The organism is Pseudomonas congelans (assembly GCF_900103225.1).
GTDB classification, from domain to species: Bacteria; Pseudomonadota; Gammaproteobacteria; order Pseudomonadales; family Pseudomonadaceae; genus Aquipseudomonas; species Aquipseudomonas congelans.
The window spans coordinates 903535-915629 of sequence record NZ_FNJH01000001.1; the positions used below are offsets into that span (position 1 = coordinate 903535).

Sequence of the window (12095 nt, forward strand, 5' to 3'; positions counted from 1 at the left end):
ATGCTCCCCTCCAGCGCCGCAACCTACCCACTGACCGCTGCTCAGCGCGACGTCTGGCTTGATCAGATCAGTCGCGGTGACTCTCCGCTTTATAACATCGGCGGCTATCTGCAACTGTCCGGAGCGGTCGACCCGGCCACCCTGCACAAGGCGCTGGAGCAACTGGTTTGCGCACATGAAGCGCTGCGTACAGTCCTGATTCCCGGTGCCGGAGCGGATGGCATGCCGCTTCAGTCGTACGCGGCTTGCCTGCCGGTGTCCTTGCCGTTGCATGACTTCAGCGCTCATCCCGAGCCCGAGCAGGCAGCGCGGGCACTGCTCAATGACAACATGCGCCGCCCCTACGTGCTCGATGGCAGCCCATTGCTCGACTTCTGCCTCATCCGCCTGGCAGGCGATCAGCACTGGCTGGCTGGCCAGGCCCACCATCTGATTCTCGATGGCTGGGGCTTCGGACAGCTGTTCAAGTCCCTGGGCGAGCTTTACAGCGCGTTGGTGGCAGGTAAAGACCTCGAACTGCTTGCACCGGGGTACAGCAACTTCATTGCAGACGACGCCCGGTATCAGGCGTCGCAACGCTATTCGCAGGACAGGGCTTATTGGCTGGAAAAATACCGCGATTTGCCGGAGCCGTTGCTGGTGTCGCGCTATCACAACCGCCGGGCGACTGACCCGGCGCCGTCCCACGCATGGGTGCAGCCACTTCCCGGCACATTGCATGCGCGCATGAAACAATTTGCCGAGCGCCACAACGCATCTGCGTTTCATGTATTGCTGGCCGTTCTGCATGTCTATTTCACGCGTACTGCGCAACGCAACGAGTGGATTGTCGGGCTGCCGCTGCTCAATCGCAGTGGCGCGCGCTTCAAGGCGACGCTTGGCCACTTCGCTCAGGTCAGTGCCGTGCGCATGGCCTTCGACGACGGGCTGGATTTCGCCGCCTTGGTAGTCGAGGTGCGCGACGCGCTGAAAAGTGATTTCCGTCATCAGCGCTTCCCCTTGAGCGAGCTCAATCGCAGCCTCGAATTATCACGTGAGGGAAGGGCGCAACTGTTCGAAGTGTCGGTGTCCTACGAGCTGGAAGACCATGGTTACTGCTACGCCGATGCACAGGCGCAGACGGTAAAGGTGTCCAATGGCTACGAGGCGACGCCGCTGGCCGTGCACTTGCGCAGCAACAGTTGCAACGACGATGCCTCCCTGCACCTGGTTCACCACCGTGCCTGGATCGAAGATGCCGAGGCCCCGGCGATTGCCGGGCGTTTGCTGCACATTCTCGAGCAGGGGCTGGAAAACCCGGCACTGAGGATACAGGACTTCCACCTGTCAGCACCCGCCGAGCAATTGCAGCTACAGGCCTGGAATCAAACTGAGACGGCTGTTGGCGACGAGCAACTGATTCATCGACGCATCGAACAGCAGGCCCGTACTCGGCCCTATGCCGTGGCGGCGATTTTTCAGGGGCAACACCTGACCTACGCGCAACTCAACCGTCAGGCCAACGCCCTGGCGCAGCGTCTGATCTACCAGGGCGTACGTCCTGACGACCGCGTGGCAATCGTTTCGCGCCGTGGTCTGGAAACCCTGGTAGGGCTGCTGGCCATTCTCAAGGCGGGGGCGGCTTATGTGCCCATTGATCCGTCGCACCCGCGTGAACGCCTGCACTATCTGCTCAGTGACAGCGCGCCGGTGGTGGTGCTGACCCTGTCTTCGCTGATCGAGCGTCTGCCGCCGCTGGCAGTGCCGCTGATCGAACTGGACCATTGCACCGACGGTCAGGGCGCTGAGAACAATCCGCAGGTAGCGGGATTGGGCAGCGACAATCTGGTCTACGTGATTTACACCTCCGGCTCCACCGGCCAGCCCAAAGGCGTGATGGTGGAGCATCGAACCCTGGCCAATCTGGTTGACTGGCACTGCCAGGCTTTCGATGTGAAGGCGGGCAGTCATGCCTCATGCCTGGCCGGCTTCGGTTTCGATGCGATGGCCTGGGAGGTCTGGCCGACCCTGTGCGCTGGCGCGACCCTGCACCTGGCGCCGGTCCAGGACGGTGGCGAGGACATTGAAGCCATGCTCGACTGGTGGCGCGCCCAACCGCTGGACGTCAGCTTTCTTCCCACCCCGGTGGCCGAGTACGCGTTCAGCCAGAGCCAGGACCATCCGACCTTGCGTACGCTGCTGATCGGCGGCGACCGCCTGCGGCAGTTCGCTCATAACCGCCGTTATGCCGTGGTCAACAACTATGGCCCGACCGAAACCACCGTTGTCGCCACCTCCGGTCAGGTGCTGGGCAACGGCTCGCTGCACATTGGCGGCCCCATCGCCAACACTCGTGTCTACGTACTGGATGAGCACTTGCAAGCGATGCCTGTCGGTGTGCCCGGTGAGCTTTACATTGGCGGTGAGGGGGTCGCGCGGGGCTACCTGAATCAGCCGCAACTGACCGAGGAGCGCTTTGTTGCCGACCCGTTCAGCGAGGTCGCGCAGGCACGCATGTACCGCAGCGGTGATCTGGTGCGCTGGAATGGCGACGGGACTCTGGATTACCTGGGCCGTAACGACGACCAGGTGAAAATTCGTGGCATGCGCATCGAACTGGGCGAAATCGAGGCGGTGCTGTCCAGTCTGGACGGCGTGAAAGACGCAGTCGTGCTGGTTCGCGATCTGCATCTGCTGGCCTGGTTCACTGAGCACTCGACGGTCCACATCGACACGCTGGGACCGGCAATGCGCGCACGCCTGCCGGGCTACATGGTGCCGCGTGCCTTTACCCGACTGACGGCACTGCCGTTGACGGCCAACGGCAAACTTGACCGCCGTGCACTACCCGATCCGGACCCGGCGTACCTGCTCGGGAATGCTTATGAAGCACCACTGGGCGAAGTGGAAATCGCCATGGCGGCCATCTGGGCGCAGGTGCTGGGTATCGAGCGCGTAGGGCGGCATGACAACTTTTTCGAACTGGGCGGCCATTCCCTGCTGGCCGTCAGTCTGGTGGAGCAACTGCGCAAGGCCGGACTCAAGGCCGATGTGCATGTGCTGCTCAGCCAGCCGACACTGGCCGCTCTGGCCGCAAGCCAGACGGGCGTCAGCACCTTCAAGGTGCCGGCAAACCTTATTCCGGCAGGCTGCAAGCAGATCACTCCGGGCATGTTGAGTCTGGTGTCGCTCGAACAGTCAGCCATTGATCGTATCGTCGCCAGCGTGCCGGGCGGTGCTGCCAATGTGCAGGAGATCTACCCGCTGGCACCGTTGCAGGAAGGCATTCTCTACCACCACCTGACCGCAGAACAGGGCGATCCCTATCTGCTGCAATGGCGTCTGGCGTTCGACACGCCGGAGCGTCTGTACAGCTGGGCCGCAGCCTTGCAGGAAGTCATCGACCGCCACGATATCCTGCGCACCTCGGTGGTGTGGCAAGGTCTCGAAAGTCCGCAACAGGTGGTCTGGCGCACTGCCGAGCTGGCGGTACAGGCCATCGAGTTCGAGGCCGAAGACTCAGAATATGCCGTCATCGACCGTCTGCAACACCAGTTCGACGCCCGTCATCATCGACTGGATCTGACCCAGGCACCCTTGATGCGTCTGGTGCATGCCCAGCAGTCGTCGAGCGGCGAAACCGTCGCGATTCTGCTGTTTCATCACCTGGTGTTGGATAACACTGCGATGGAGATCGTCAGCCGCGAGATGCAAGCGTTGCTGTTCGGCCACCGCTATGACCTGAAGACGCCGGTGCCGTATCGCAACTACGTCGCGCAAGTACGCCTGGCCAATGACGACGCAAGCCACACAGCGTTTTTCACTGAAATGCTCGGTGACGTCGATGAGCCAACCCTGCCTTTGGGCATACAAGACGTGCACGCCGACGGCAGTGGTATCGAAGAGGAGCGACGGGCCCTCGACCCGGAGCTTGCCCTGCGGCTGCGTGAGCAGGCACGCCAGCTCGGGGTGAGCGCTGCAAGCCTGATGCATGTTGTGTGGGCGCGGGTTCTGGGCGTGCTATCCAATCGTCGCGACGTGGTGTTCGGCACTGTGTTGCTGGGACGCATGGGCGGTGAGGGTGCTGATCGGGCACTCGGTGTATTTATCAATACCTTGCCGCTGCGTGTGGATACGGCGCTGGAGACTCGTCCGGCAGTCAAGGCGGTCCATGCGAAGCTGTCTGCGCTGATCGCTCACGAGCAGGCTTCTCTGGTACTCGCTCAGGGCTGCAGTGCGGTGGCTTCGGGGTCGCCGCTGTTCAGTGCCTTGCTCAATTATCGCCACAGTGCCGAGGTAAAACCGCTGGACGGCGAAGGGCTCTGGCAAGGCGTGCGGGTGCTCGGCGGTGATGTACGCAGCAACTATCCGCTGACCCTCTGCGTGGACGATCTGGGCGAAGGCTTCGACCTGCATGTGCTCGCGCAGCAGGGTATGGGAGCCGAGCGTATCGCTGGCTGGGTGCTCAACACGCTGGAGCATCTGCTGGAAACCCTGGAACAGGCGCTGCCATTGCGGCTGGAAAACGTTCCGATTCTCGACGCGGCAGAACGCAATCATCTGTTGCTCGATTTCAATCGCACTGAACAGCCGTTCCCGCAGGACTGCACCGTCAATGCGTTGATCGAAGCGCAGGCCGCCAGCCAGCCGCACAGCCCTGCGGTGATTCAGGGTAGCGATGTCCTGACCTATGCTCAGCTCAACGAGCGCGCCAATCGCCTGGCCCATCATTTGATTGGCCTGGGCGTCAAAGCCGATGAACGCATTGCCCTGTGCCTGCACCGTGGTCCCGAACGTTTGGTTGCCATGTTGGCGGTGCTCAAGGCCGGTGCGGCCTACGTGCCGGTAGACCCGGTCTATCCTGCGGAGCGTATCGCCTATCTGCTGCAGGACAGCGCGCCCCGTGTGGTTCTGACTGAAGACTCGACCCACGACCTTGCCGCCGATACTGCCCGGGTGAACATCGAGCAGGCGGACTGGCTTGGCTCCTCCGGCAATAACCCCTGTGTTGCGGGCCTTGATGCGCAAAAACTGGCGTACGTCATCTACACCTCCGGCTCCACCGGCCAGCCCAAAGGCGTCATGGTTGAACACCGCACGCTGGTCAATCTGGTGCATTGGCATTGTCAGGCGTTCGCTCTGCAGGCGGGCAGTCATACGGCGAGCGTGGCCGGTTTCGGCTTCGACGCGATGGCCTGGGAAGTGTGGCCAGCGCTGTGTGCCGGTGCGGTACTGCATCTGCCACCGGTCGAGGTTGGCAACGAGCATGTCGATGAGCTGCTCGACTGGTGGCTGGAGCAGCCACTTCAGGTCGGTTTCCTGCCGACCCCGGTGGCCGAACAGGCCTTCAGACGCTCGCGCCAGCACCCGACACTGCGCACGCTGCTGATCGGCGGCGACCGCTTGCGTCAGTTCGACAGCGACCCTGGCTTCGCGGTGATCAACAACTATGGTCCGACTGAAACCACCGTGGTAGCGACCTCTGGTGCCATGCAGCCATCTGGGCCGTTGCATATCGGCGGCCCGATCGCCAACACCCGCGTGTACGTACTGGACGAGCAGTTGCAGCCAGTGCCGGTGGGTGTCGTCGGCGAGCTGTATATCGGTGGCGCGGGGGTTGCCCGCGGGTATCTGAATCGTCCGCAAATGACCGAAGAGCGTTTTATCGCCGACCCGTTCAGCGCCACGACGCAGGCGCGCCTGTATCGCAGCGGCGATCTGGTGCGCTGGAATGCCGATGGCAGCCTGGACTACCTGGGGCGCAATGACGACCAGGTGAAAATTCGCGGCATGCGTATCGAGCTGGGCGAAATCGAGTCGGCCCTGGCCAGTCAGGCCGAGGTGCAGGACGCCGTGGTGCTGGTGCGCGGTGAACGTCTGCTGGCCTGGTTCACCGAAAACGCTCCCGTTGAACCCGAAGCGCTGCGCGAGGCGTTGCGTGCACGTCTTCCCGCACACATGGTGCCGCTGGTCTTTACACGCCTGGACGCGCTGCCGCTGACCAGCCATGGCAAGCTTGACCGCCGTGCCTTGCCGGACCCGGCGCTGGAAGCGCTGACCAGTCAGGCCTACGAGGCACCGGTGGGTGAAACGGAGACCCTCATGGCGGATCTCTGGGCGCACGTGCTTGGCCTGGAAAAAGTCGGCCGTCACGACAACTTCTTTGAACTGGGCGGGCATTCGCTGCTGGCGGTCAGTCTGGTCGAGCGCCTGCGCAATGCCGGACTCAGCGTCGATGTCCGCGTCCTGCTCGGCCAGCCGACTGTCGCCGCGCTGGCCGCATCGGTGGGCAAGGGGCGTGAAATTCCGACGCCGCTCAATCGCGTACCGGCTGGCTGTACACACATCACGCCGGACCTGCTGAGCCTGTCAAAGCTCGACCAGCCGACCATCGAGCGCATTGTCGCCACGGTGCCTGGCGGAGCCGCCAACGTTCAGGAAATCTACCCGCTGGCGCCCCTGCAGGAAGGCATCCTCTATCACCACCTGACTGCCGAGCAGGGCGATCCGTACTTGCTGCAATTGCGCATGAACGTCGACAGCCCGGAGCGTCTGCAGGCGGTAGCCGCTGCCTTGCGCAAAGTCATTGCCCGGCATGACAGCCTGCGCACGGCGATCGTCTGGGAAGGGCTGGAAACACCGCAACAGGTCGTCTGGCGTCAGGCGGATCTGGTTGTCGAACGTGTGACGCTGGCGCAAATCGACACCCCGGCGGGCTCGGCACGCATGGACTTGAGCTGCGCGCCGCTGATTCGTCTGGCCTACTGTCCGGACCCTACTGGCCCGGGCCTGTCGGCAACGCTGCGCTTCCATCACATTGTGGTGGACGCCACCGCGCTCGAAGTGATGCGCGAAGAAATGCTCGCCCATCTGCGCGGCGAACCGGGTCCGACGCAGCCCGCTGTGCCGTATCGCAACTATGTGGCCCAGGCACGTCTGGGTGTCAGCGAAGCGGAGCATGAGGCGTATTTCCGCGAGCAACTGGGCGATATGGACGAGCCGACGTTGCCGTTTGAGCTGCGCGATGTGCAGGGGGACGGTCGTTGTATCGAGGAAGCACAGCAGGTGCTGCCCGATGCCTTGCTGCAGCGTCTGCGCAGTCAGGCGCGGCAACTGGGGATCAGTGTCGCCAGCCTGTTGCATCTGGCGTGGGCACGGGTTCTGGGCGCGGCCACCGGCAATGACCGTGTGGTATTCGGTACTGTGCTGCTGGGGCGCTTGCAGGGCGGTGCGGGTGCCGACCGTGGCATGGGCATGTTCATCAATACGCTGCCGTTGCGCGTCGATCTGGACAACATCAGCGTGCGCGACGGCGCACGCGCCACGCATGCCCGACTGGCGGCACTGCTTGGCCATGAGCACGCATCCCTGGCTCAGGCACAGCGCTGGAGCGGGGTAGCAGCGCCATTGCCGTTGTTCAGTGCAATCCTCAACTATCGACACGCAGCAGGCCAGGCGCGACAGGATGCGCAGCTTGATGCATGGCAAGGCCTGGAGATTCTGACCAGCGAGAAGCACACCAACTACCCGTTGAGCCTCAACGTCGACGATCTGGGCGACAGCCTGCGCCTGAGCGTTACCGTGCCACCCAGAGTAGGGGCGCAACGTATCTGCGCTTACGTGCAGCAGACGCTGGTGGCCATGCTTGACGCCCTTGAAGGTCAGCCGGATCTGCCGGTGCAGCATCTGTCGGTACTCAGCGCTGAAGAGCGGCAACGCTCGCTGGTCGACTTTAACGCCACGGCGATCCATCACGATCTTCAGCAAACCCTGCACGGGCTGTTCGAAGCCCAGGCGGTGCGTACGCCGCAGGCGATTGCCCTGCGTGCCGGACGTGCACAATTGAGCTATCGCCAGCTCAACGAACAGGCCAACTGCCTGGCTCATCACCTGATCGATCTGGGCGTGCGGCCTGATCAACGGGTAGCGATCTGCGTCGAGCGCGGCCTGTCGATGGTGATCGGTCTGCTGGCGATCCTCAAGGCCGGTGGCGCTTACGTACCACTGGATCCGAGCTACCCGCGCGAGCGTTTGCAGTACATGGTCAAGGACAGCACGCCGGTCGCCTTGCTGGTACAGGCAGGCACCCGCGATCTGCTTGACGACGAACATGCCCTGCGGATCGATCTGGACAGCGTGACCTGGGACGCGCAGCGCGATGAGAATCCGCGCGTTCCCGGCCTGACGGCGGAGCATCTGGCGTATGTGATTTACACCTCGGGCTCCACTGGCACGCCGAAAGGGGTGATGGTCGAGCACCGTAACGTCAGCAACCTGGTGCAGTGGAGCTCGGTGTTGTGCCCACCTGCCTCGGGCGCTGTCATGCTGCAAAAGGCCCCGATCAGCTTCGACGCCTCGGTCTGGGAGATTTTCTGGCCCCTGAGCAGCGGTATTGCGCTGGTGCTGGCGCGTCCTGATGGCCAGCGTGATCCTGCCTACCTGGCGCAGGTGATTCAGGAGCGTCAGGTCAGCATCGTGCAGTTCGTTCCGGCGCTGTTGCAGCAGTTCCTCGATCTGCCGCAGAGCAGCGCGTGCAGCAGCCTGACCGACGTTGTCTGCGGGGGTGGTGAGCTGACCGTGGAGATGGCCGCACAGCTACGCAAACGTTTGCCAGGGGCGCGCCTGCACAACGTGTATGGCCCGACCGAAACCACAGTCGATTGCAGCGTCTGGACACTGCGCCCCGACGAAGCCGTGCCGGACAGCGCCTTGCCTATCGGACGCCCGATCAGCAATACGCGGCTTTACGTGCTCGATGCCCATGACCAGCCCGTACCTCAAGGTGTTATCGGTCATCTGCATATCGGCGGTGCCGGGGTGACGCGTGGCTATCTGAACCTGCCAAAGACCGATGCCGAACGTTTTATCGACAGCCCTTTCGTTGCAGGCGACCGCCTGTACCGCAGCGGCGATCTGGTACGCCAGCGGGCAGACGGCAACCTCGAGTTTCTTGGCCGCAATGACGATCAGGTGAAGATCCACGGATTACGAATCGAACCGGGCGATATCCAGGCCTGCCTGATCAGCCATCCGGGTATCGAACAGGCAATCGTTCTGGTGCGCGACGAGCAACCTGGCGGGCAGCGGCTGGTGGCCTATTACACCGGCACACAGTTATCGGTCGAGGCCTTGCGTGAGGTGCTGCGTGCGCAGTTGCCGGATTACATGGTGCCTGCACTGTTCGTGCACCTGGACGCCATGCCCCTGAGCCCCAACGGCAAGCTGGATCGCAAGGCGCTGCCTGCGCCAGGGCAGGATGCGCTCCTGACCCGTCCTTATGAAGCACCGCAAGGCGAAACCGAAGCCCTGCTGGCCAGGCTCTGGAGCGAACTGCTCGGGGTCGGGCAGGTAGGCCGTCACGACAACTTTTTCGAGCTGGGCGGTCATTCGCTGCTGGCGGTGAGCCTGACTGCGCGCCTGCGCCAGGAAGGCATCGAGGCCGATGTCCGGGCGCTTTTCGAACAACCTACGCTGGCGGGCTACGCAGCCATCACAGAGAACATGGAGATTACCCTGTGAGCATCAACGAACTTTTGGCGACACTCAAAGCTCACAATATCCACCTGACGGTCAAGGACGGTCAATTGGTGGTGCAGGGCAATCGCCGTGCATTGACTGATAACGGCCTGCTGGAGCATCTGCGTGAGCATAAGCCGGCGCTGATCGAGCTCATCGAGCAGGGCGATTATGAGAACGGCCAGCGCGGCGCACCGGTATTGCCAGCCAATGGCATCGAACAGGGTTGCGAGCGAATCACCCCCGGAATGTTGACGCTGGCGGACCTTGATCAGGTGGCTATCGACCTGTTGATGGACGCGATACCGGGAGGCGCCGCGAATGTCCAGGACATCTACCCGCTGGCCCCGCTGCAACAAGGCATTCTTTATCACCACGTCACCGCCACCCACGGCGACCCCTATGTCATGCAGGTGCAATTCGCCTTTTCTGATCAGGCGCGTCTGAACGCGTTCGCCGAGGCGCTGCAAACCGTCATCACCCGGCATGACATTCTGCGCACCTCAATACACTGGAAGGGGCTGGAAACCCCGGTGCAGGTGGTCTGGCGCCACGCTGAACTCAAGGTCGACAGCTCGCCGCTCGCGGCAGACCTGACGATGGATCTGGGCCAGGCACCGCTGATGCGCCTGGTCTGCCATGCACCTGTTGCAGGTCAGAGGGTCGAGGCTACGCTGCTGTTTCACCACATTGCCATGGACCACAGTGCCCTTGAGGTCGTGCGCCATGAAATACAGGCCTGTCTGTCCGGGCAAGCCGAATTGCTGGGCGTACCGGTACCGTTTCGCAACTATGTCGGGCAAGCGCTGCTGGGCGTCAGCGAAGCTCAGCATGAAGCGTTTTTCCGCGAGATGCTGGGTGATCTCGACGAACCGACACTGGCCTACGGCCTGCAGGATTTGAGCGGTGAGGGCGACGCGATCGAAGAGCACAGCGTCACGCTTGATCAGCAGCTGTGTCAGCGTCTGCGTGCTCAGGCGCGAACCCTCGGTATCAGTGTCGCCAGCCTGTTCCATCTGGGCTGGGCACGGGTGCTGGCAGGCCTTGCCGGGCAATCGCGGGTGGTATTCGGCACCGTTCTGATGGGGCGTTTGCTGGGTGCCGAAGCCACAGAGCGGGCGCTAGGCATCTTCATCAACACATTGCCGCTGCGCCTCGATCTGGACGAGCAGGGCGTGCAGGCCGCAGTGCGCGCCACTCACCAGCGTCTGACCGCGCTGATGCGCCACGAACACGCACCGCTGGCACTGGCACAGCGCTGCAGTGGGGTAAAAGCGCCGACGCCGTTGTTCAACGCGTTGCTCAACTACCGCCACAGTGCGCCGGCGCAAGCGTCCGGTGAGACGTGGCAAGGCATCGAAGTGCTGCAGGCTCAGGAGCGCAGCAATTATCCGCTGGTGCTGAGCGTCGATGATTTGGGTGAGGCCTTTGGCTTGACGGCACAAACCGCCGCAGGCATCGACCCGCAAAGCATTTGTGCCTACATGCAATGGACCATGGAAAGCGTGGTCGATGCGCTGGAGCAGGCGCCACAGATGCCGGTCGATCAGCTCGATATCGTGCCCGCCAGCGAGCGTGCGCAATTGTTGCTGGGCTTCAATGACCAACGTGCCGACTACGAACGCAGGCTGACGATTCATCAGCGCATCGAGCATTTGGCAGAGCAGCAGCCTGATGCTATTGCCGCGCAGGTGGGTGCCCAACACCTGAGCTACCGTGAGCTGAACGCGCGCGCCAACGCGCTCGCCCATAAGTTGATCAGTCTTGGCGTACAACCCGATGACCGCGTGGCGGTGGTGGCACGACGCAGCCTGGAGACGCTGGTCGGCTTGCTGGCGGTGCTCAAGGCCGGAGCGGGCTACGTACCGGTCGATCCGGCACACCCGGACGAGCGCATTGCCTATCTGCTGGGCGACAGCGCCCCGGTTGCCGTGTTGACTCAACCGGAGTTCGTCGCACGCCTGCAAGGGTTGGGCTTGCCAGGCTTGAACACACCGCTGATCGAACTGGATCTGGCCAACTGGCCGGAGCAGCAAGACAATCCTCATCTCGACACGCTCGATTCGACCCATCTCGCTTATGTGATCTACACCTCGGGCTCGACCGGCCAGCCCAAGGGTGTGATGGTCGAACACCGCACGCTGAACAATCTGATCGACTGGCACCGAGAGGCCTTCGACCTGCACGCGGGCAGTCATACCGCCAGTGTCGCAGGCTTCGGTTTCGACGCCATGGCCTGGGAAGTCTGGCCGGCCTTGTGCGCCGGGGCGACGCTGCACCTGCCACCGGCCGAGATCGGCAATGAGCAGCTCGATGCGCTGCTCGACTGGTGGATCGCCCAGCCATTGCAGGTCGCTTTTCTACCGACACCGGTGGCCGAATACGCCTTTAGCCGCGATCTGCGTCATCCAACACTGCACACACTGCTGATCGGTGGTGATCGGCTACGCCAGTTCCATCGCGATCCGGGTTTTGCGGTGATCAACAACTATGGCCCCACCGAAACCACGGTGGTTGCCACCTCCGGCCGCTTATTGCCCAATGGCAGCCTGGACATCGGTAAACCGGTCGCCAACACCTCGATTTACCTGCTTGATGAG

At 62.8% G+C, this 12095-nt stretch carries 2 protein-coding genes (1 of these 2 running past the window's edge); both read left to right on the top strand.

Translation table 11 applies throughout. The features are described 5' to 3' along the window. Complete coding sequence (locus BLR20_RS03945; RefSeq protein WP_054994065.1) at window positions 1-9498, top strand: non-ribosomal peptide synthetase; 9498 nt, start codon at window positions 1-3, stop codon at window positions 9496-9498. Beyond that, window positions 9495-12095, top strand: partial view of a non-ribosomal peptide synthetase gene (locus tag BLR20_RS03950; RefSeq protein WP_054994066.1) — the 5' portion only. The gene runs 15183 nt beyond the window's last position; only the first 2601 of its 17784 coding nucleotides appear in the window; its start codon is at window positions 9495-9497; the stop codon falls past the right edge of the window. Before BLR20_RS03945 ends, BLR20_RS03950 begins: the two co-directional genes overlap by 4 nt.

Bases quoted from the DNA above. Each gene is read 5' to 3' on its own strand.
- BLR20_RS03945 (WP_054994065.1), top strand. From the start codon at position 1: ATGCTCCCCTCCAGCGCCGCAACCTACCCACTGACCGCTGCTCAGCGC.